Source organism: Kitasatospora sp. NPDC023120 (genome assembly GCF_055560835.1).
Map to the genome: position 1 here is coordinate 1 of NZ_JBVHHY010000056.1, position 20,050 is coordinate 20,050.

The following is a 20,050-nucleotide window of genomic DNA, read 5'->3' on the forward strand; positions in this document are numbered from 1 at the left end:
GTCCAGAACTGACGCCCAACCTGCACAGGATCGCCCCAGCCGCCACAGCCGGGGCGATCCAGACCCTCGCAGGATCAGTGCGGCGCTGCACTAGTTCTTGGCCGCGAGCAATTGCAGCTCCCGGAATTGCCGCTTGTCGGTGGGCTTCGGCTCGCACAGCACCCGGGCGATCTCGCTCACGCCGACATCACGCAGCAGCTCCGCCAGGTGGTCGGGCGACCAGCGATAGGCCGTGATCACGGAGTGGTCGAAGGACTGTGTCGGGATCGCGGAGTCGTCGGTGGCGTAGCAGCTGATCAGCAGCTGACCGCCAGGGGCCAGGACCCGGGCGAACTCGGCGACCACAGTCGGGAGGTCCTGCGGTGGGATGTGGATGATCGAGGATCGCGAAAGTACACCGCCCAGCGCGCCGTCCGCGATGTCGAGCGCGGCCATCGAGCCCACCTCGAACCGCAGCTCCGGGTTGGCCTCCCGGGCCAGCCCGATCATCACGGGCGACGCGTCGATACCGAAAGCCCGCAGTCCCAACCGCCCGAGATGAGCGGTGATATGGCCGGGTCCGCAGCCCAGATCCGCAACCTCTCCCTCACCACCAGCGCGTACCGACTCGGCGAACGCGGCGAGCAACGCACGCTCAAGCGGCCGGTCGCGCAGAGTGTCCGTGAAGTGCTGTGCGTAGCGCGTGGCGACGACGTCATAGGCGTCACGGGTGGCGGGGAGGGAGTTCAGTTCGACCATTCGGGGAATCTAGCGGATGCCACTGACCGGGGCAGCGGCCGAATCGGCGCGACCCGTCACGTCAGTACAGCTGGCCAGGTGCGCGCGGCAGCCGCCGACAGCCCTGCAACGGGGGCGGAGCGATACCAGTCGCTCAGGGCTGGCCCACAGTGTCAGCTGCATGCTCCTTGAGGAATGCGCCCGCATGGGCTGCGGCTTCCTCCGCGGTCGCGTAGAACGCCCCGTCGCCGGCCGCACCAAATGCTCCGTCGGCGCCCTCGCCCGTCCAGCTCCAGCCGCCGGATGGCGCCTGGACCAGTTCGGCAGTCCCACCGAAGATTTCAAGGTTGGTCGGGCGCGCTGTCGGAAGCGCCGGGCGGGTGATGGCGTCGGGCCACTTCTTGCGGGCGCCCTGGCGGGTGATGCCCCACACGGCTCCCAACTGCTCGTAACTTGCCCCATAGGAGCCGGCCGTCGCTGCCGCGTTCGCGGTCAGTCGCTTGACCTCCGCGTCCACCGTTCTCCAAGCGGCAAGGACCGACAGAGCCACCGCTACGGGGTCCGCGTCCCACATGCGGTCCGCGGGAAGCCCGGTCTCTCGAGAGCGAATGGCCGAGGCCAATGGGTTCAAGGCGTCATGCAGAGCCTTGTCGAGTTCTACCTGTTCTTCTCGGGTGATCTCAGGCAGCATCATGCGACAACTATAGTTCACGACTCCAGGAATGACAACTACAGTTACCGTCTGGCGGTGTGATCGCGCCCCCGCTCGGCCTAGATCTGCTGCCGCCCGAGGCCTTGCCAAAGCCGCCCGATCGAGACTCCCGTTCGATCAGCACCGCCCGAGATCGGAACGACAACAGCCACTTAGCTTGTCGTTTTACCTCTGGTGATCGACTTGAGGTTGTTCGAGCTGGTCACCCATATGGGGATTCGGCGGACAAGGCAACGGCCTCCGTCTCACGCTGTGTGATGTCGAGTCGCACAGCAGAGCCGGAGGCCGTCGGTGTCCAGTGTCGTTCATGAAACCGTTCGCCAGCAGGCAATGGCGGAACTGTCCTCCTTTCGAATGGACTTGTACGCCGCGATGCCCCGCCGTGCGGACGGACTCTTCGAGCTGTCGGATGCCTTGCTGTGCGCTGACGGTCCGGTCCGCGCCCTGGTCGAGCTGGCCCTGGCGCCCGAGCATAGGCGCTCGCACGCCTCTCTCTACGCCGCCTTGAACCGGGGAGACCTCGACGCGGACCGCCTGCGGTTCGCGATCGCGGCCCGCAGCCTGCCGCACTTCCTCGACGTGCAGTGCCAGGTGTGGGCGCCGGGCATGGCGGAGGCCGGCGGCATGCTCGGCGGCGTCGTCACCCGGCTCGACGCGCACCGCTACCTGGTCACCACCCTGTGGTCCGGAGCTGCCGTTCACGAGCACTACGCCGCCGAACACCTGCCGGCCCTGCGCGAGCGCGCCGCGCCCGATGCCGACCTCCGCTCGGTGACCGGTCATCTGCTGCCCCTGGAGACGGCCTGGCGCGTCCTGCCGGACCGGTGACCCACCGGGGCCTGCTCGAACCGGCGCCAGGCCGCCGTCACGCGGGCGGTTCAGGTGGCACGGCGGCGGAGGACGTACGAGATGGTCACCGCGATGAGGAGCGGCCCCCACAGCAGCATCGGGACGTAGCAGGCATTCATGACGAACGCGGCCACGCCGTGCGGAGCCTCGACTCCTCCCGCGGAGGCCGGCCAGCCACCCCAGAACATCCGCAGGAACAGCGCGGTGACTGCCAGCGCGCCCAGGAGTGCGGGAGCGGCCGCCGCCCAGGGTGCGATGTGCCGACCACCCAGGACCGGAATCCACCGCGGCATCCGCTCGCCCCAGGGCCTGACCAGGCCGATCGTCAGGAGCGCGAGTCCTTCGATGAGAAGGGTGAGCAGAGTGATGTAGGAGGACGTCTGCCAGCCGGGCCGCCAGTCCTCGGCGAGCTGCCCGCTGAAACCGACGGGGATTCCCACCGCGATGGCCATCCGCCACAGTCCCGCCGGTAAGACGGTGAGTGGCACCGCCCGTGCCACCCTCTCCGCCCAGCGCGGCACGGGCGCCGTCGTGCCGGTGCCGCCGGGCGGATCGTCGGCCGTCACGGGGTCGACGGGCGCGGCCGTGGTGGGTCTGGCGGGGGGCCTGGTCGGCATGGTCCGGACTCCTTCCCGGGCCACCCCGGTGGCGGCCCGACAGTTGCCAGCCTGGTCGCCCCGTCCGGGGGCCGGCATCTGCCGATCGGCACATCTTTCGGGCAGCCATTCGCGATGACATGTGCCGATCGGCAGATGGTCCGCCAGGTTCGGGGCGAAGCGCCTGGTCGAGCGGGGCTGGCTGACCGAGGGAGTTCCGGGCCGGTTCAGCATCGCCGACGGGCCAGCCGGCGGCTCATGACCATGGTCATCGACCAGAGGATCATGGTCTCGGCGGTATCGGAGCGGGACTCGTAGTCCCGGGCGAGGCGGCGTGAGCGCATCAGCCAAGCGAAGGTGCGCTCCACCAGCCACCTCTTCGGCAGCACGACGAATCCGGACGTGTCGTCACTGCGCTTGACCACCGTCAGCGCGATCCGCCATGCCTGCGCGGCGAGGTCGACCAGGCGGCCGGTGTAGCCGCCGTCCGCCCACACCAGGGACAGCCGCCAGAACCGCTCACGCAGCCGGGCCAGCAGCGTCCGGGCGGCGTCGCGGTCGGTGACGGACGCGGCGGTGACCACCACCGTCAGCAGCAGCCCGAGGCTGTCCCCCACGATGTGCCGCTTGCGCCCCGGCACCTTCTTCCCGCCGTCGTAGCCGGACGTGGACCTCGGTACCGACGCGGCGGCCCGCACGGACTGCGAGTCGATGATCCCCGCGGTCGGCTCCGGATCCCGCCCGGCCGCCGCGCGAACCCTGCCCCGCAGCCGGTCGTGCAGTTCCTTGACCAAGCCCTGGTCACGCCAGCGCCGGTAGAAGGCGTAGACCCGGTCCCATGCGGGGAATTGGCGGGGATGGCGCACTGGTAGGTCGTCACCCCGCGGGGTGTCGACCTACCTCCGAACAGCTTCGCCACCTCGCCGCTACCTCGGGCGTCCGCCTCCGCTGAACCCCGGCGCAGCCCCCAGGGGGCTACTCGTGACCCCTCACGCCCGACCCGGCGCACCCGGCTCCCCGCCCGGCACCCAATTCCCGTGCAGCCCCAGCGGCACCCTCACCGGCAGGTGCACACGGGCGACGGGCTCGCCGGTGAAGTCCTGGGCGGCGATGATCACCAGGTCCGACGCGCCCCGCGCCTGGTTGAAGACGTACGCCATCACGTACCCGTCATCCTCTGCCGTCGGCGACTCGGCGGGGACGAACACGCCCTCCCCCACTGCGCCGTCCCGCCCGAACTCATGGGCTTCGACCGTTCCCCGGCGCAGGTCGTGCTTGAGCAGGGCATTGCTGAAACCCTCGTCCGGGCGGTCGTCTTCGGGCCCGGTCGGCGGCGCGTACAGCTCGACGGCGGCCGCGTAGCCGTAGCGGTAAGGACGCCCGGAATAGCGGGAGTTGAGGCGCGGAAACTCCTGGACCCGGTCGTCCAGGCGCTCCTCCTTCACCGTCCCGGCCATCAGGTCGACCGTCCAGCGGTCGAGCGTGGGCCGGCTCGCACCGAGATTCCGCAGGTCTATGCCCGGCGGGTGCCGGACGACATCGACCACCAGCGAATCCGCCGTCCGCTCGTACGCGTTGAGCGTGTGCCCCACCAGGTGCGGCGCGAGTTCGAACCACCGCACCTCGCCGCCCTCGCGCGGCATCACGCCGACCCGGGCGGCGCGCCGCTCGTCCCAGGTGAAGGGCACGCCGGTCGCCAGGTGCGCCGTGCTGAACACCACCGGGGTGTCGTACAGCATCACGAACCGCTCGGTGAGCGCGAAGTCGTGCATGTACGGGTTCCCGGGCACCGGGATCATGGTGGCGCTCCGGACGGAACCGACCGCGTCCATCACGATGTGCTGCACGTAGTCCGAGCCGTAGCGGAAGGCGAGCGAGTGCAGTTCCCCCGCGTGCGGGTCGAACACCGAGTGCGCGTTGACGCTGTATCCCTCCGGCGTGGCACCCAGGTCGCACGGGCCCACCGTGTCCAGCTCGTAGGTCAGTTCGTACGGGCGGATGCCGCCCTCGGTGAGCGCGTAGGTGCGCCCGGCGTGGCCCGCGACCTGCACGTTCGGGGAGATGTCCAGTCGCTGGTCGACGGGCGTGCCGCGCCGGGGTTCGCCGAGCAGGTCGGCGACGGCACCGGAGCGGACCCAGCGGTTGCGGTACCACTCGGCGCGCCCGTCCCGGATCCGCACGCCGTGTACCATGCCCGCACCCAGGGTCCACTGGTGCGCAGCGGGGTCCTCGATGCCCAGCGGATTGGGGCCGTTGCGCAGGTAGCGGCCGTCGAGGTGGTCTGGGATCCGTCCGGTGACGGGCAGGTCGTAGGCGGTGACCTCCTCGGTCACCGGAGCGAAGTTCCCTAACAGGTAGCGGTTTCGGCTCATCGTGTCGTCCTCTCGTCGTTCGGCTCGCCGGCCGGCGGTTCGTCGACTGTCGGTCGGTCGGCTGCTGGTCGGTCATGTCGGTTTGCTGGTCATCCGGTTGGCGGTGTTCCCGCGCCGAAGGCCCGCCCCAGCGCGGCCATCAGCGCCTCGTAGCGTGGCCCGGCGTCGGCCCGGGCGAAGTGGCCGGCGAGCTCCAGGCTCACCGCGCCGTGCGTGGCCGCCCAGAAGAGCTTGGAGACCTCGTGGGCGTCGCCGGGTCGGAAGGCCCCGGCCGCCATGCACGCTTCCACGGCGGCCACCGAAGCGCCGAACGCCCCCTCGGCCATGGCCAAGGCCTCCACGCTGGGCCGGAATTGGGGCACCGGTTGCTCGAACATCACCCGGTAGTAGGCGGGTTCTGCGATCGCGCGCTCCCGATAGGCCCGACCGAGCGCGGTTAGGTAGGTCACCGGGTCCTCTCCCCGTGGCACTTGCTCCTGCGCACGGCGCAGCCGCGCGAATCCCTCGCGGTACAGCGCGTCGAGCAGCCCCTCCTTCCCGCCGAACATCGTGTACAGCACCTTGGTCGAGGAGCCGATCTCGGCGGCGATCCGGCGCACGGTCAGCGCAGCGGGGCCTTCGGCGACGAGGAGAGTGATGGCGCAGTCGAGGATCACGGCGCGTACGGCGTCCTGGCCGAACCGCTGCGCGTCCTGGTAGAGCATGCTCATGGGTAACAATGTAACCCACGGGAAACGCTGTTACCACCCTTTTGCGCCAACCGACTTTACGCAGGCCTGGCGGCGCGGGCGGCCGGCGGCGGGTACGCCATCGGGGCCTGGCTGGCAGGGCGGCGGGCGGCGGGCCGAGGTGCCCGAGGGCAAGCCGGGGGCGCTCGACGCGGAGCGCAGGGTGGCGCTGGAGGAGATCGACCCCTGGTGGTGCCCGCGCTGGCCGATCACCTGACATCGCTCGTACGCGCCGGCCCGGCAGTGGTGGCTGGAGTCGGACGGCCTGGTCGACTGGGCACAGCTGCCCGTGGAGAAGGACGCAGAGGGTACGCGAAGCCGTCAATCCGCCCGTGCCCAGTGGCGCCGCCATCAGCGCGCGAGTGGCTCTGACCAGCGCGGATGCCCTTGGCCTCGTGTCCGTGGCCAGAGGACACCCACCCGCCCGGGCCAAGCGGCGTGAGGGCTTCGCGAACGTGGGTCTGCGGTGCGAGGCGGGGGCGGAGTGCGGCCCCGCGCTCCATCGGCCTCGCGGTCACCAACTGCGGTGGAAAGGACCGAGCCCGAGCTCGGCCGCCATTGAGTTCAGGTCGAACCCCTCGCGGAAGTTGTCTCCCGTGTACTCGGGAAGCTGCGCTTTGAGCTGGTCAAGGGATAGTCCCGGCCACCACCACATGCGGCCGCACTTGCACCCAACCGCAGGATGTCCGTCCGGGATGACCGGAAGCCAGTCCTCGGTCCGGCCGCAGTCGCAAGCGGAAGATTTCAAGTCCAGTGAGACGGTTGTGACGCTATGAGGTTTGTGGTGCGGGTTCCCTGCGCTTGGCGGGGTCGTTGATCCACGCTGTCTTCGGGATCTCGGGTGGTCTGGGGCGTCTCGGCGACAGGTGAAAACTGGTTCTGGATCACTTTCCGTGCCAGGGCCACGGAGGGTCACCGGAGCCGCGATCATGAACGGTCGTGGCTGACGATCTCCTCCAAGACCTCTGGCTCCATCAGACCGCCGACATCGCGGTCAACACCCTGACCATCCACGCCGACCGCGTGACCGTCCACGCCGCCACCACCGGCGACGAGGCGGGCTGTCCGTCGTGCGGAGCCGTCTCGACCCGGGTGCACAGCAGCTACGTTCGGCGGCTGGACGACAATGCGGCGGGCGGGCGTCGGGTGGTGGTCGAGTTACGGGTACGCCGGTTCCGTTGCCGTGAACGAGCTTGCCCCCGGGCCACGTTCGTCGAGCAGGCGGCTGGGCTGACCTTCCGTCACGGGCGGCGGAGCCAGGGCCTGCAGACCGCACTGCAGCAGCTCGCCCTGGCCCTGGCAGGCCGGGCAGGTTCACGCTTGGCCGAGGCCTTCGCGGTCCCGGTGAGCCGTTCCACGCTCCTGAGGCTGACACGCGCCCTGCCGGATCCGGCGCACGCGGTGCCGCGCGTGCTGGGCGTCGACGAGTTCGCCCTGCGCAAGGGCCACGTCTACGCCACGATCCTGGTCGACATCGAGACCCGCCGCGCAGTCGATCTGCTGCCCGACCGCACGTCGAGACCGTCCGGTCCTGCTGACCCGGCGGACCCGGCGCCCGCCGGGTCCGCGCTCCAGGCCGGCTCCATGGATCCATCGTGGATCGTGATCGATGAACTGACAAACATGTCTTGGACTCATCGATCACTCCCGGGCCAGACTTCGAGCCATGACGAGTGAGACCACCCTCAGGGCCTCCGGCGGAACCGCCGGCACCGGCCACCGGGCCACGGAACGGCCGGCACCCTCCCGCGCACCGCCCTGACGGTGCTCGCTCCCGCCGTGTGGGGCACGACCTACGTCGTCACCACCGAGTTCCTGCCGCCCGGGCACCCGCTCTTCGCGGGGCTCCTGCGCGCGCTGCCGGCCGGGCTGATCGCGCTCGCTGCCGCGCGGGGCCTGGTGGGGGAAGGCCGCGGTGCTCGGCATCCTCAACATCGGCCTCTTCATGCCGCTCCTGTTCCTGGCGGCCGAGCGTCTGCTGGGCGGCGTCGCCGCCACCCTGTCCGCGGCCCAGCCCCTGGTCGTCACCCTCCTGGCCGTCACCGTGCTGCACGAACGCCTCTCCGCCCGGCGTCTCGCCTGGGGGCTGACGGGCCTGGTCGGCGTCGGCCTCGTCGTGATCGGCCCGAACGCGGCCCTCGACACCGTCGGGATCGCGGCGGGCCTGGCCAGCGCGGTCACGATGGGGCTCGGCGTGACGCTCACCAAGCGCTGGGGGCGCCCCGCCGGGGTCGGCCCGCTGGCGTTCGCCGGCTGGCAACTCACCGCCGGGGGGCTGTTCCTGGCGCCCATTACCGCCCTGGCGGAGGGCGCACCGCCCGCCGTCGACTCCCGGGCCGCCCTCGGCTACCTCTGGCTGGGCCTGGTCGGCGGCCTGCTCACCTACCTCCTCTGGTTCCAGGGCATCGCCACCCTGCCGGTGACCTCCGTCGCGGTACTCGGTCTGCTCTCCCCGCTGGTCGCCGCCACCCTCGGCGCCGTCCTCCTCGGCCAGACGCTCGGCCCGGTCCAGCTCCTGGGCTTCGGCCTCTCGCTCGCCGCGATCGTCGCCGGACAGCTCCCTCCGCGAACCCCCAGCCCGGCGAGAAGCACCAAATAGTCGAATACATCTGGCGCCAATCTCCATGCTTTCCAAGCGGATTGACCAGGGCGACCCCACCTTCCCAGGCCCGACGGTCATTGACACAAGATCACGTGGGTTAGGGTTACTGACGGGTAGTCAACCTCGGTTGAGCCCGTACCACCACTCTTCGAAGGAGAACCATGCTTCGACGCTTTACGACCGTCGCCCTGGCCGCCGCCATCGCCAGCGGCGCGCTGCTCGCCGTCGCCCCCGCCCAGAGCGCGTCCGCCGGGACCATCACCTGCGACGTCAACGCCCTCCGGGACCGCGCCCACCAGCTGCGCAGCCAGGGCAACTGGCGGCTGGCGAACGCCCTCGACGCACAGGCCCAGGCCTGCGAGGACGCCGAGAACAACATGCACCGCTGGGGCTGAGCCCGATCCGGTCCCTCCTGGCCGGTCCGCCGTCGGCGGGCCGGCCAGGCCCGTTCAGCGGGAACGTCAGGCGTGGCAGCGCAGCCGGACCAGGATCGTGTCACCGGGCAGCGCGGCGAGGTACGCCGCACTGCCCGGCCAGGCAGCGGGCCCGGGGCGCTGGCGGGGGCACTCGCCCGGATCGCAGGTGGCGTGCACGGCGTTGCTGCCGCCCTCCAGCCACCAGCCGTCGAGGGTCAGACGCAGCGCTTGGCTGCCACCGCCGCGGCCAACAGGTCTTCTTCTACGGGACGCGCTGCCCTGGAAGCGTTCCTGATGCCCCTCGTTCACGCCGGAGCCCCTTTGCCAGCTGTCGAGAACTCTGGCACGGTTGTCTTGGCGCGCACGTTCGTCGCCGCGATGACCGGGGCCAGTCTGCGTCAGGTGAAGTGGATGACCAAGCGGCATGGCCTGTCCCAACTGGCCACGCAGCAACCGGGACCATGCCCGCTCCCGGTACCGGTCACTGGCCTGATCAACGGTCATCCCTGGCGAGAGCACATGGATTTCGCCGAGGCGGTCACGTTGATGCGGCACCTGGGCACCGCCGCCGCAATCGTCTGCCTATTTTTGACTGGTATGCGTCCCCAGGAAGTCCAGGAGATCCGGCGCGGAGCCCTCACCCAGTACTACGGCGCGCCCGCGATCGCCTCCACCCAGACCAAGGACCAGCCGGGCTGGCCGCGCCGCCACTGGTGGATCATCGAACCCGTCGCCCGGGCCGTCGCCCGGGCCGAACGCCTCTCCTGGCACGAGACCCACATCTTCGCCGCAATCCACTCCGGCCACGTCCGCGACGACGGTGCCGGCGGCTTCCAGGCGGGCACCGACATCGACTACTTCATCTCCGCCGTCAATCGCGACGCCGACACCCTCGGACTCGACCCCATCCCCGACGCCCTCGTGCGCTCGCACATGTTCCGCCGCACCATGGCCGTCATCACCCGCACGGAACCAGACGGCGAGATCGCCAACGGCCTCCAGCTCAAACACGCCGCCCGCCGCGCGCTGGCCAACGCCGTCACCGCCGCCTACGGACAGACCGACACCCGCTGGGCCAAGGAGTTCGACAACGAGCTGGCCACCGCCGCCGACGAACGCCTCGTCCGCCTTCTGCGCGCCCGCCACGCCGGGCACACCGTCGCCGTCGGCCCCGGCGCCCACCGCCTCCACACCGGCCTCGACGCGGTCAACGACCAGCTCAACCGGGCCCCGGCCCTGCGGGCCACGGCCACCGACCAGCGCCTGGAGATCAGCCTTTTGCGGGAGGAGTTCGCCGACCTGCACCTCGGCACGATCAACCACTGCCTGTGGAACCAGGACACCGCCGAGTGCCAGAACACCCTGCCCGAAGAGCGGCGCGGCAACCAGCCCCTGATCGGCGCCTGCCAGCCCGCTCGATGCCGCAACTCCGTCCTGACGATCAAGCACGCCCCCCTCTGGCGCCTCGAAGAGCAGGACCTCACCCAGCGGCTCAGCGGCAAGCTGCCCGCACCACGCCACCGGCTCATCGAGACCCGCCTCGCCGACGTCCGAGCGGTCACCGCCCAGTTCAACCGGCTTGATCAGACCGAGGAGAACGTCTGATGCCCGTCTCGCCCACCACCGAGGCCAAACTCCGCGCCGCCATGGAACGGCTGCTGGACGGCCGGGCCGCGCTCACCGACGGCGCGCTCACCAAGGAGAACCTCGCCCGCGAAGCCGGCGTCAGCCACGCCACCGTCCACCGCGCCGAGACTGTCCTCGCAGACTGGAATGCCCGCGTGACCAGGGCCGTTCTGCGGACCCCGAGCGAAGCCCGCCGCGACGAGGAGATCACCGAACTTCGTCGCCGGCTGCGCGAATCGAGCAGAACGTCACCCTGCTGCAGAACAAGCTCGATGCCCTGGCCACGGTGACTGCCAACCTGTACCACGAGAACCAGGCGCTCAAGAACGAACACGCCCGGCGCGCGGGCCAAACGGTCACCGCTTTCCCGAGATCCGGCTGATTCATCTGGGAAGGGAGCGCGACGAGAGGTCGACGGACTCAGCGTAGGCCTCGCCGCCGCCGAGGAGAAGCTCGCCCAGCTCGATGCTGAGCTCGTTAACGGCACCCCGCGTCGGCGCACCGGTCCGCAACGGCTGCAGGGTTGGCTCTTTCGGATGGCGCAAGGGCATGTCGGTCGGAACCTCCGATTGGCGTGTTCACGCCCGTGCCACTCTGGGATTTCCAGTGAGGATGTCTCCGAACGAGAGGGAATCGGTGCCATGAGGAGAATCGCGCGCGGGCTGGCGGTACTCGGGGTGGTCGCGGCGACGGTTGCGCCTGTGCCGGCGCAGGCGCAGATCCGGCTGTTCCATCCTGCGGAGCTCGGAATCCGGTTCAACCCCGATGGTGTTCCCGGCCAGTGCGGCGGAAGGACGGGTGATCAATGGGCCGAGGAAAGAACCTGGACCGACGCCATCCGTTTCGATACCGACAGTCGTCCGGGCGGCTGCCAGCTGGCGTTCGGCGTTTACGACCCCGACAACGACCTGGAGGGCGTGTCTCTCACTTACGACCTCCGCTCCACCCCCGGCGGGGACCCGGCACAGTGCGGCAACCAGGGCACATTCAGGATGCCGATCAGCAGGGATGCCCGAACCTTCGGTCCCGCCGTCCGGATCGACACCGACAGTCGTCCGGGCGGCTGCAACCTCACCTTCGCCGTGCCGCAGATTAAGCAGACGTACGTCGCCCTCGACATCCAGTACGACCCGGATGGCGACCCCGCCCAGTGCCACAACACCGGGCGCAGCTGGGCCGAAACCGACCGTGGCCCGGTGACGATCGGCATCGATACCGACGACCGTCCCGGAGGGTGTCGGCTCCAACTCCGGCTCAGGGTAGGAACGGGCTGACCGCAAAGAGGCCGCCCAGGCGGCCGTCACCTACCAGTACGTGTTCTGCGACAACGTGCCGCTTCCCCGCTTGGCAGGAAGGAAGTGCCCGGGTGACGGCGACTGTGAGAACGATCAGAAGGGCGGCCGCAGGGCGAGGGTCTCCGTCGCACCTGGTCGGCGTCGCGCAGGTGGCCTGCATGGCCTCCTGTGGCAGCGCGTCCCCCGAACGAAGGAATCACCGATGAGACAGGGCGGCACGTCCGGTCGGCCGTCCGATTTTGAAGCTCTCTGAAGCTGCGGCCTATGTCGTCGAGCGTGAGACACCTCAACTGTGCATAACCTCGGCCTGGCCGCCGCCGAGGCCTTCGGCATGCCGCTCCAACGCCTCGTCGTCGCCGACCACACCGGCGACCACTTCGGCGAGGTCGTCTCCGCCCTCGCCGACGCCTGCACCATCCTCCTGGCCTGCCCCACGGGCGCCCCCGCGCCGCGCCAGCTCGCCCGCCTCGAACAGCGCCTGCGTACTACCGGAGCCACCCTCCTCACCCCCACCGCCTGGCCCGGCACCGCCGAGCTGCGCCTGACCGTGAGCAATGTGGTCTGGAGCGGGCTCGGCGATGGGTACGGCGCCCTGAGCTCTCGGACCATCACCGCTCGGTGCGTCGGCCGGGGCCGCGCCGCCCGGCCGCGCGAGGCCCTTCTGCAGCTGCCGGCCGAACACGGCGGCGTGAGCACGGCCGTCCCCGGTCCCGCTGTGGGGGCACCCTGGCGGCTCCGAGACGTTTGCCGCGATGGCTGCTCTGGCGTAGCCGACCCTGCGCGCCGGCGTCGCACGGAGGGCGGTGAGTCATTGAGGCGGCTGAGACCGCCGCCGGGTGGCATGTTCGTGGCTGAAATTTCGCAGGTCAAAGCCCTGGCCATGGGCTTCCTCGCCCTCGCCGACCGGTGGGACCGCGTGCTGACCGAGCCCAACCCTCACGCCTACGCCTGGGCGGCCCTTTGCTGCACGGGCGAGGCCGATCGGGCACGCGATGAGGAACACCGCCTGCTGATCGAGCGGTTCGTGTTCTCCGCCGACCCTCACCCTCCCCCGACCGCTGCTCTTGATGCGACCGAGGCCGGGCCAAGACGACGGCAGGCGGTAACGTCCTTGGGGCGCGGTGGGATCCCGTGAAAACCCGGTGGCGGTGCGTGTACGCCTCTACTGTGTCGGGCGTGACGATGCCGCTGATCGCGTGGGTGCATGCTGCCCGTACCCGGGTGCTGCGGGTGATGCCGCAGACCCGCTTCAAGGAGACCCTGGCCGTCCAGGTCAAGAAGGACCCGGCCCGTGCGGCGAAGGATGCGGTACCGCAGGCGGAGAGGGCGCAGCTGGACGGCCGGGTCCGCGGCGTTCTGCTGCGCTGGTACACCGCGCGTACGGCCGCGAGCTGGAGTGCGCGCCGGGTGGTGTGGCTGTGCGGCGCGGCAGCGGCGGTGGTCCCGGTGAACAGCCGGTGGGTGCGTCATCCTCCGCGTCCGGCGCGGCGGGAGGTGGCCGACTTCCTCGCGGGCGGTGTCGTTGGGGGGATGGTTGCCCTGATGGTCGTTCTCGTCCTGCCGGTGGTGGGGACGGTCGTGCTGTGTCGGGTGCTGCCTGGCCTGAGGTGGGCCGAGGGGCTGATGGCCTTCGCGGCCACCCTCGCCTGCTCGGTCATGTTCCTGGTCGTCATGGTCCACGGTCGGCAGCGGTTGTTGACACCGCTGCCGGGAGATCCGCAGGCCCGGGTTAACGGGTCGTGGGCAGGGCTCGTGGCGGCGTGCTTGGCCTGCCTGGCGCTGAGCGGTTACGCCGTGCTCTACAGCCGGGCGCGGGCCAGGACGACTCGCAGGGTGTGCCGCCCGTTCGACGCGGTGTGCGTCCGGCTTGCACGGCTGGTAGCCGATCTTCACGCGAAGCGGCACCGCTGGTTCGCCGCCCAGGACGTCGCCGGCTGGACCCGGCAGCTGGAGGAGATCGCGGTGGAGATGGAACGCGCTGGCATGTACCCGGGACGGATCCACGAGGCGGGGCCCGAGGTGACGGCTGCCCTGCGGATGGAGAACTTGCGGATCGCGGCCGTCTTCCGTGCCCACAAGCGCGACCTCGCCCAGGCCCATAGCGCCGCCGTGGTCGACGAGGTGACGGCCTCGCTCCTGAATGGCCTGCGCGCGCTGCTGGCCGGGGACCGCGCCGCTCTGCTGGCGGGAGCGCCGGCCGACGTCCCGGCGCCGGGACGCCTCGCGCGGTGGATGCCGCGCCTGGCCCCCGCGGCGGTGTTCGCCGCAGCCGCGGTCCTGCTGCCGCTGGTCCCGCTCGTGGCCGAGAGCCCCGGCATGGCCACGAGCCTGCGCTGGACCTTCTCCGTGATGGCCGCCGTCTCCCTCGCCACGATCCGCCAGGACGTCGCCGCGCAAGTCAACGAGCTCTTCAGCCGTACCGTCGCCTGGGAGAAATGACCCCCGACCCGAAGACGGCCCGGCCCACCGGACCAATCGTCCAAGCCTTTTTCTGCCTCCACCGCACGGACAGCCCGCTGCTCAGTCACTTGACGGGAGCGTGCGGGAGTTGGCTACCGGAAGCGTGTTGGCGGCCTGACTACCGGACCGGCATGTCACCGGCAGAATCGCACGGGCCGGGCCGTCGTCGCTCCGATGACGCTCGTTCAGGTGGCTGCTCGCTCCGGCCGGTGACCGGAGGCGCTGCGAAGGAGTTTTCCGGGTGACCTTCCTCGTCGAGTTTCTGGAGGACTCCGGTGCGTCTTCGCCCTGTGCTCGTTGCCGCCCTGGCTGTCACCGCCACCGTGCTTCCCACCGCGCCGGCCCAGGCCGCCGTGCCCGCCGCGGCGGTGCTCCACCGGGTGGGGGAGACGGTCTCGGAGCCGCTGTCGGAGGCGATCGCCTCGCTGCGGGTGGCGGATGAGAGTAGGGAGGGGTACGAGCGCACCAAGTTCCGGCACTGGATCGACGCCGACAAGAACGGCTGCAACACGAGGGCGGAGGTCCTGATCGCGGAGGCCGTCGAGGCGCCGGCCATCGGACCGAAGTGCGCGCTGGCCAACGGGATGTGGGTCTCCCCGTACGACAACGTGGTGTTCACCGACGCCCGGCAGCTGGACGTGGACCACGTCGTCCCGCTCGCGGAGGCCTGGGACAGCGGGGCCTCGGCGTGGACCGCCAGTGAGCGAGAGGCCTACGCGAACGACCTCGGCGACGCCCGGGCCCTGGTGGCGGTGTCGGCGCGCAGCAACCGCGCGAAAGCGGACAAAGACCTGACGGAGTGGCTGCCGCCGCTGCAGGCCTACCGCTGCACCTACCTGACGGACTGGACGGCGGTGAAGACCCGCTGGCGCCTGAGCGTCGACAACAAGGAGCGGGAGGCCATGGAGCAGCTGGCTGCAGGCTGCCCCGACGAGCCGCTGACCGTGACCATCGCCCGCTGACAATCTCCAGCCTCACCGTGATCGAGCGCACCCCGCACCTCCGGCGCCTGCCCCGACTGGCCCTGCTACGCCACTGGTCGGCCCAAGGCCGCCGCCCGCATCCTCACGGACGACATCAGCTTCGGTGCCGAGCCGGCCGCACCACCAGCGCCCTGCCGACCTGGCGCGGCCGATCTCGGCGGTCAGCGGCTGGGCCTCGGCGCACCCGAAAAGGGCTGACCGTCCAGGCCGCCGCCGTCGTGTGCCCTCGGACGCACTCCGTCGTTGAACCCGGGCGAGCGTCCCGACCAGGACGTACCGCGATGCCCTGCGCCACACCGCCCGGGGCCTCGGGGCGATCGGACTCGTACCCCCACAAGCTGCCACCTAAGGCCTGTCTGACAAATGATCATCTGGCTGGTTCGCGGAGCCGGAGAATCAGTGAGGTCAGGACGACTCCGGCGCGGTAGCGGTCGGCGAGCTTGTCGAAGCGGGTGGAGATCGTGCGGAACTGCTTCAGGCGGGCGAAGCATCGTTCGACCACGTTCCGGTCGCGGTAGAGAACCCGGTCGAAGACGGGTGGCCGGCCGCCGAGGGCCCCGCGGCGGCGGCGGTTGTCCGTCTGGTCGCGGCGCTCGGGGATCGTGACGGCGATGCCCCGGCGCCGCAGCAGGTGGCGGATCGCCCGGCTGGAATAGGCCTTGTCGCCCAGCACGCGCTCCGGTGTCGTGCGCGGGCGGCCCGTTCCTGTGCGCGGGACACGGATCCCGTCGAGGACCTGGCCGAACGCGGTGGCGTCGTTGACATTGCCGGCGGTGAGCACGATCGAGAGCGGCGGGCCGCGGCCGTCAACAGCCAGGTGGACTTTGGTGGTCAATCCGCCTCGGGACCGGCCGAGGGCCTGACGCGTCTGCGAGCTGCCCGGATCTTCCAGTTCATCCCTGTCTGCGGCCCCCTTTTGCGGGCGCCGGCCGCGTGCTGGTGTGCCCGGTTGATCGTGGAGTCGACGGCAACCGTCCACTCCACCCGGCCCACCGCGTCGTCGCGGACCTGGACGTGCACCAGCAAGCGGGCCCGCGTGCCGTCCGAGTCCCACCGGGCGAACCGCTCGTAGACGGTCTGCCACGGCCCGTACCGCTCCGGCAAATCACGCCACGGGGCCCCGGTCCGCAGCCGCCACAGCACACCGTTGACCACCTGTCGATGGTCGCGCCACGGACGGCCACGCCCGTCCACCTGCGGCAACAGGGCTCTATTCGCTCCCATGCCGCGTCCGTCAACTCACCTCGACCTGCCACAAGATCAATTATCAGCCGTGCCCTCGCGCGAGGCCGCCCTCGTCCTGCTGGCGCTACCGCGAGGCGACCCCCGGAAACTGAACCGACGCCCGCCGCCACCCGACGGGCCGTGTCCGACCTGAGGCCTACCCATCCAGGGGGAGACACCACGGCAGGGATCGGGTGCGGACGGTACCCGGGGCGGAGGACTGATCCCGGAGCGAACTGACAGAGTGTCACGCAGTGGGGCGGACGCCGACAGGGCGCCGCCCGTTCGGAAGGGCGGGGCACATGACGGGGAACAGCGGCATTCGGTCGGACCGCGGCATGCCGGGAACGCGCCGGCGCCGACGGCGGCTCCGGGTGGCCGTGACGGCGCTCGTGGGTGCGGGCCTGCTGGCCACCGCGGCACCGGCGGCGACGGCGCAGGGCACCCCGGCCGACGTCGGCCCGAGCCCGACGGCCGGGAGCAGCGCCCCCCGGGTGGATCGGGGTTCCCTGGACGCCGCGGTTGCCGCCATGGTGAAGCAGGGCGGCGCCTCGGCCGCGCTGGGCGCCGCTCGGGAGGGCTCCCGCCCGACCTGGAAGGGCGCGGCCGGCACCTCCGACGTCGCCACCGGCGCGCCGGTCGACGAGAATGGCCGCTTCCGCATCGGCAGCGTCACCAAGGCCTTCGTGTCCACGGTGGTCCTCCAGCTCGTCGGTGAGCACCGGCTGGGCCTGGACGATCCGATCGAGCGCTTCCTGCCCGGCGAGGTGCCGAACGGCGCCGCCGTCACGGTGCGCCAGCTGCTCAACCACACCAGCGGTCTGCCCGACCACACCAATGACCCGGCGTTCGACTACACCAAGCCGGACTGGGCGGAGCGCGGCCGGTGGAAGGATTACCGGGCCCAGGACCTGGTCGACATCGCCAACAGGTTCCCGCCGCTCGCCGCTCCCGGCACCGCCTGGAACTACTCCAACACCAACTACGTCCTGGTCGGGATGATCATCGAGAAGGTGACCGGGCACACCTGGAACGAGGAGGTGGACCGCAGGATCGTCCGCCCGCTCGGCCTGACCCACACCTCCATGCCCGTCAGCTCGCCGTTCATCCCAGGCCCGCACGCCCACGGCTACCTCCAGCTGCCCACCGGGCCGGCCGACGTCACCCTGGAGAACCCCTCCTGGGCCGGCCCGGCCGGGGGTGGCATCTCCACCGCCGCCGACCTCAACCGGTTCATCGCCGCCCTGCTGGGCGGCAAGCTGCTCCGCCCCGCCGAACTCGCCGAGATGCAGCGGACCACCGGCCTGGGCGGCGGCAAGGACTACGGTCTCGGCCTCAAGCGGTACGACACGCCGTGCGGACTGTACTGGGGCCTCACCGGCGGCATCCCCGGCTACAGCACCGGCATGTTCGGCGCGGCGGACGGGCAGCGCCAGTTCGCCATGTCGGTGAACTTCTACGACCTCTCCGACCCGGCGGCCGGCGGAAAGGCGTGGCAGGACCTCGTCGACGCCGGGACCTGCGCCGGCCGGGGGTGAGCCACCGGCAGTGTCACCCGTAGGGGGCTGCACCCGGGCGTGGAGGGTCGGCCGTGCGGGCGTCCGGTGAAGTGGATCAGCTCCTCGCTCTGTGCGGGGCCAGGCGGATTGAGCCACGGAGCGTTCGACATGGGTGTGTAGGTCCTTTCGATGGCGGGAGGGCGGCGCCGCGCCGCGGTTCCGCACGCCGCTGGAGCGACGCCTGTCGTCCTGACCGCCGCCCGGCGGGCTCTTGACCCGGGGGCGGCTGGTGCACTCCCATGGACGGAGGGCGGGGAGGTGGTCGTGATGGCGGACGGGCCCGACGGCGGACGTGACGTACCCGGGACGGTGATGGCCGTGGTCCTGGCGCTGATCGTCGTCGCGCTGATGCTCTGGGGAATGACCGCGGGCGACGACCCGCCGGCCGGCCGGTCCGGCTGCGAGGCGTCCTGCGACTGGCACTGAGCAGGACCGCGCGCCGAACGGGGCGCCCGCCGGGACCTCGCCGGAGCCCCGCCACGCGACGACCGGGGCCGACCCCGCCGCGCGACGAGCACAGCCACCTCCCCGCCCTCCTGCGCCGCCGCGCCCTGGCACCCGGCACCCCGGCTCCCCGGTCGCAGGCCGCCTGACCCCCTGGCCCCCTGGTCGCAGGCCGCCTGCGCCGCCGCGGCCGACCGGGCCTAGGATCTGACGGTTCGTCCGGTCCGGGCGGACCGCCCAGCCGGCGGGTCCGGCGCTTCGGACCACCGGTCGGCCCGCCGGCTCTTCGGCACACTGGGACGACGCAACCGGCGGCCTCCAACCCTGCTCCGGATGGCCCTCCTCTCGTTGCTGGGCACCTGTTTATGCGTCAGGTTTGGTAAACGAACGGCTGGCGTAGCCCGGCGAGATCTCACGAGAGCCCACATGACATGAACAAGGCTCAGCTTGTAGAGGCGGTGGCCGAGCAGCTGGGCGGTCGCAAGGCCGCCGCAGAGGCCGTCGACGCAGTGCTCGACACCATCGTGCGTGCCGTTGTAGCCGGTGACCGAGTGTCGATCACCGGCTTCGGCACCTTGGAGAAGGTGGACCGCTCCGCGCGCTACGCCCGAAACCCCCAGACCGGTGAGCGCGTGAGGGTGAAGAAGACCTCCGTGCCGCGGTTCCGCCCGGGCCAGGGGTTCAAGGACCTCGTCAGCGGCGCCAAGAAGATGCCGAAGGAAGGGCCCGCGGTGAAGAAGGCCCCTAAGGGCTCCCTCACCCCGGGCAAGGCCGGTGCTGCCAAAGCCCCGGCCGCAAAGCGTGCCGGCGCCAAGAAGGCTGCGACGAAGAAGACCACGACGGCGAGGAAGACGGCGCCCGCCAAGACCATCGCTGCGAAGAAGACCACGGCCACCGCCGCGAAGAAGACCACGTCTACCGCCACGAAGAAGACGGCCGCCGCCCAAAAGGCGGCTCCGACCAAGAAGACCACCGCTCGGAAGACCGCCACCGCCAACACTGGTTCGGGGGGCCTAACAAGTGATTCTGAGCAAGGCTCGTGACTACGCTGGAGCGGCTAGGCCGTGTTTTAGAACTGATGGTCGTCACGTCCCGCAGCGTTCATGATCTTCGCTGTGGGGCGTGGAGATCTTTCTGATGAGCAATGGGCCGTTCTGGAGCCGTTGTTGCCGGTCGGCGCTATGGGGCGGCCGTCGAGGTCCCGTCGCAGGCTGATCGACGGCATTCGATGGCGGGTGCGTACGGGTGCCCCGTGGCGGGACGTTCCACCGGAGTACGGGCCCTGGCAAACGATCTACGGCTTGTTCCGCCGCTGGCAACGGCAAGGTGTCTGGCACCAGGTCCTGGCCGGGTTGCAGGCGCGGGCGGATGCGGCGGGAGTGATCGTCTGGGAGGTGAACGTCGACTCCACGATCTGCCGGGCCCACCAGCACGCCGCGGGAGCCCGACGGGACGGGGCCGCCCAGA

20 protein-coding genes and 2 pseudogenes are annotated in these 20,050 nt (G+C 70.7%); 14 read left to right on the plus strand and 8 right to left on the minus strand.

Going from position 1 to position 20,050, the window contains the following annotated elements:
• Window positions 1-90: 90 nt before the first annotated feature.
• The gene (locus ACZ3TI_RS39550; protein ID WP_465735230.1) at window positions 91-738 is read right to left on the minus strand and encodes a class I SAM-dependent DNA methyltransferase; all 648 of its coding nucleotides are present in this window, start codon (window positions 736-738) and stop codon (window positions 91-93) included.
• Window positions 739-871: 133 nt separating this feature from the next.
• Window positions 872-1,411 (minus strand): hypothetical protein, encoded by a 540-nt coding sequence (locus tag ACZ3TI_RS39555; RefSeq protein ID WP_465735232.1) that lies wholly within the window; start codon window positions 1,409-1,411, stop codon window positions 872-874.
• Window positions 1,412-1,783: 372 nt separating this feature from the next.
• Here ACZ3TI_RS39555 and ACZ3TI_RS39560 point away from each other — a divergent pair, with 372 nt between their 5' ends.
• Window positions 1,784-2,257, plus strand: coding sequence for a transposase (locus ACZ3TI_RS39560; RefSeq protein WP_465735234.1), 474 nt, complete (start codon window positions 1,784-1,786; stop codon window positions 2,255-2,257).
• 50 nt (window positions 2,258-2,307) lie between these two features.
• Here the strand turns inward: ACZ3TI_RS39560 and ACZ3TI_RS39565 are convergent, their stop codons facing one another.
• The 4 genes from ACZ3TI_RS39565 to ACZ3TI_RS39580 all read right to left on the minus strand — a co-directional run bounded on the left by ACZ3TI_RS39565 (window position 2,308) and on the right by ACZ3TI_RS39580 (window position 5,956).
• Window positions 2,308-2,895 (minus strand): hypothetical protein, encoded by a 588-nt coding sequence (locus ACZ3TI_RS39565; RefSeq protein WP_465735236.1) that lies wholly within the window; start codon window positions 2,893-2,895, stop codon window positions 2,308-2,310.
• 206 nt (window positions 2,896-3,101) lie between these two features.
• Window positions 3,102-3,740: an IS5 family transposase gene (locus tag ACZ3TI_RS39570; protein ID WP_465735238.1), complete on the minus strand. Its 639-nt coding sequence runs from the start codon at window positions 3,738-3,740 to the stop codon at window positions 3,102-3,104.
• Between the two features lie 123 nt (window positions 3,741-3,863).
• Window positions 3,864-5,246 (minus strand): carotenoid oxygenase family protein, encoded by a 1,383-nt coding sequence (locus ACZ3TI_RS39575; RefSeq protein ID WP_465735240.1) that lies wholly within the window; start codon window positions 5,244-5,246, stop codon window positions 3,864-3,866.
• 89 nt (window positions 5,247-5,335) lie between these two features.
• The gene (locus tag ACZ3TI_RS39580; protein ID WP_465735242.1) at window positions 5,336-5,956 is read right to left on the minus strand and encodes a TetR/AcrR family transcriptional regulator; all 621 of its coding nucleotides are present in this window, start codon (window positions 5,954-5,956) and stop codon (window positions 5,336-5,338) included.
• Window positions 5,957-6,913: 957 nt separating this feature from the next.
• Between ACZ3TI_RS39580 and ACZ3TI_RS39585 the strand changes: the two genes are divergently transcribed.
• From ACZ3TI_RS39585 to ACZ3TI_RS39595, 3 genes and pseudogenes are all read left to right on the plus strand, one after another.
• Window positions 6,914-7,651: a transposase family protein gene (locus tag ACZ3TI_RS39585; protein ID WP_465735244.1), complete on the plus strand. Its 738-nt coding sequence runs from the start codon at window positions 6,914-6,916 to the stop codon at window positions 7,649-7,651.
• Window positions 7,652-7,732: 81 nt separating this feature from the next.
• Window positions 7,733-8,573, plus strand: a pseudogene (locus tag ACZ3TI_RS39590) (EamA family transporter).
• A 164-nt stretch (window positions 8,574-8,737) separates the two neighbouring features.
• Window positions 8,738-8,971, plus strand: a complete 234-nt coding sequence (locus ACZ3TI_RS39595) for a hypothetical protein (protein WP_465735246.1) — start codon at window positions 8,738-8,740, stop codon at window positions 8,969-8,971.
• A gap of 66 nt (window positions 8,972-9,037) precedes the next feature.
• Here ACZ3TI_RS39595 and ACZ3TI_RS39600 read toward each other — a convergent pair whose 3' ends face one another.
• Window positions 9,038-9,301 carry a hypothetical protein gene (locus tag ACZ3TI_RS39600; protein ID WP_465735248.1) on the minus strand — a complete coding sequence of 88 codons (264 nt, stop codon included), beginning with the start codon at window positions 9,299-9,301 and terminating at the stop codon, window positions 9,038-9,040.
• 288 nt (window positions 9,302-9,589) lie between these two features.
• Between ACZ3TI_RS39600 and ACZ3TI_RS39605 the strand changes: the two genes are divergently transcribed.
• The 6 genes from ACZ3TI_RS39605 (at window position 9,590) to ACZ3TI_RS39630 (ending at window position 15,335) form a co-directional block, all read left to right on the plus strand.
• A complete protein-coding gene (locus ACZ3TI_RS39605) occupies window positions 9,590-10,597 on the plus strand; it encodes a hypothetical protein (RefSeq protein ID WP_465735250.1) in 1,008 nt (335 codons plus the stop codon).
• Window positions 10,597-10,908: a hypothetical protein gene (locus ACZ3TI_RS39610; RefSeq protein WP_465735252.1), complete on the plus strand. Its 312-nt coding sequence runs from the start codon at window positions 10,597-10,599 to the stop codon at window positions 10,906-10,908. The genes ACZ3TI_RS39605 and ACZ3TI_RS39610 overlap by 1 nt, the downstream gene beginning before the upstream one ends.
• Window positions 10,909-11,259: 351 nt before the next feature.
• Window positions 11,260-11,892 carry a hypothetical protein gene (locus ACZ3TI_RS39615; protein ID WP_465735254.1) on the plus strand — a complete coding sequence of 211 codons (633 nt, stop codon included), beginning with the start codon at window positions 11,260-11,262 and terminating at the stop codon, window positions 11,890-11,892.
• A gap of 313 nt (window positions 11,893-12,205) precedes the next feature.
• Window positions 12,206-13,048, plus strand: a complete 843-nt coding sequence (locus tag ACZ3TI_RS39620) for a hypothetical protein (RefSeq protein WP_465735256.1) — start codon at window positions 12,206-12,208, stop codon at window positions 13,046-13,048.
• Window positions 13,045-14,352 (plus strand): hypothetical protein, encoded by a 1,308-nt coding sequence (locus ACZ3TI_RS39625; RefSeq protein WP_465735258.1) that lies wholly within the window; start codon window positions 13,045-13,047, stop codon window positions 14,350-14,352. Before ACZ3TI_RS39620 ends, ACZ3TI_RS39625 begins: the two co-directional genes overlap by 4 nt.
• A gap of 296 nt (window positions 14,353-14,648) precedes the next feature.
• Window positions 14,649-15,335, plus strand: coding sequence for an HNH endonuclease family protein (locus tag ACZ3TI_RS39630; RefSeq protein ID WP_465735260.1), 687 nt, complete (start codon window positions 14,649-14,651; stop codon window positions 15,333-15,335).
• Window positions 15,336-15,701: 366 nt separating this feature from the next.
• Here the strand turns inward: ACZ3TI_RS39630 and ACZ3TI_RS39635 are convergent.
• Window positions 15,702-16,612, minus strand: a pseudogene (locus ACZ3TI_RS39635) (IS5 family transposase).
• Between the two features lie 306 nt (window positions 16,613-16,918).
• Here ACZ3TI_RS39635 and ACZ3TI_RS39640 point away from each other — a divergent pair.
• The 4 genes from ACZ3TI_RS39640 to ACZ3TI_RS39655 all read left to right on the plus strand — a co-directional run.
• The gene (locus ACZ3TI_RS39640; RefSeq protein ID WP_465735262.1) at window positions 16,919-18,118 is read left to right on the plus strand and encodes a serine hydrolase domain-containing protein; all 1,200 of its coding nucleotides are present in this window, start codon (window positions 16,919-16,921) and stop codon (window positions 18,116-18,118) included.
• A gap of 288 nt (window positions 18,119-18,406) precedes the next feature.
• Complete coding sequence (locus ACZ3TI_RS39645) at window positions 18,407-18,565, plus strand: hypothetical protein (RefSeq protein WP_465735264.1); 159 nt, start codon at window positions 18,407-18,409, stop codon at window positions 18,563-18,565.
• 449 nt (window positions 18,566-19,014) lie between these two features.
• Window positions 19,015-19,626, plus strand: coding sequence for an HU family DNA-binding protein (locus ACZ3TI_RS39650; protein WP_465735266.1), 612 nt, complete (start codon window positions 19,015-19,017; stop codon window positions 19,624-19,626).
• 72 nt (window positions 19,627-19,698) lie between these two features.
• Window positions 19,699-20,050 (plus strand): IS5 family transposase (locus ACZ3TI_RS39655; RefSeq protein ID WP_465735268.1); only part of this gene is annotated, 352 nt, incomplete at its 3' end.

Excerpts from the sequence above, each read along its gene's own strand:
- ACZ3TI_RS39560 (WP_465735234.1), top strand. The coding sequence starts at position 1,784 with ATGGACTTGTACGCCGCGATGCCCCGCCGTGCGGACGGACTCTTCGAG.
- ACZ3TI_RS39605 (WP_465735250.1), top strand. The coding sequence starts at position 9,590 with ATGCGTCCCCAGGAAGTCCAGGAGATCCGGCGCGGAGCCCTCACCCAG.
- ACZ3TI_RS39575 (WP_465735240.1), bottom strand. The coding sequence starts at position 5,246 with ATGAGCCGAAACCGCTACCTGTTAGGGAACTTCGCTCCGGTGACCGAG.
- ACZ3TI_RS39595 (WP_465735246.1), top strand. The coding sequence starts at position 8,738 with ATGCTTCGACGCTTTACGACCGTCGCCCTGGCCGCCGCCATCGCCAGC.
- ACZ3TI_RS39580 (WP_465735242.1), bottom strand. The coding sequence starts at position 5,956 with ATGAGCATGCTCTACCAGGACGCGCAGCGGTTCGGCCAGGACGCCGTA.
- ACZ3TI_RS39650 (WP_465735266.1), top strand. The coding sequence starts at position 19,015 with ATGAACAAGGCTCAGCTTGTAGAGGCGGTGGCCGAGCAGCTGGGCGGT.
- ACZ3TI_RS39610 (WP_465735252.1), top strand. The coding sequence starts at position 10,597 with ATGCCCGTCTCGCCCACCACCGAGGCCAAACTCCGCGCCGCCATGGAA.
- ACZ3TI_RS39640 (WP_465735262.1), top strand. The coding sequence starts at position 16,919 with ATGCCGGGAACGCGCCGGCGCCGACGGCGGCTCCGGGTGGCCGTGACG.
- ACZ3TI_RS39565 (WP_465735236.1), bottom strand. The coding sequence starts at position 2,895 with ATGCCGACCAGGCCCCCCGCCAGACCCACCACGGCCGCGCCCGTCGAC.
- ACZ3TI_RS39645 (WP_465735264.1), top strand. The coding sequence starts at position 18,407 with ATGGCGGACGGGCCCGACGGCGGACGTGACGTACCCGGGACGGTGATG.
- ACZ3TI_RS39615 (WP_465735254.1), top strand. The coding sequence starts at position 11,260 with ATGAGGAGAATCGCGCGCGGGCTGGCGGTACTCGGGGTGGTCGCGGCG.
- ACZ3TI_RS39555 (WP_465735232.1), bottom strand. The coding sequence starts at position 1,411 with ATGATGCTGCCTGAGATCACCCGAGAAGAACAGGTAGAACTCGACAAG.
- ACZ3TI_RS39550 (WP_465735230.1), bottom strand. The coding sequence starts at position 738 with ATGGTCGAACTGAACTCCCTCCCCGCCACCCGTGACGCCTATGACGTC.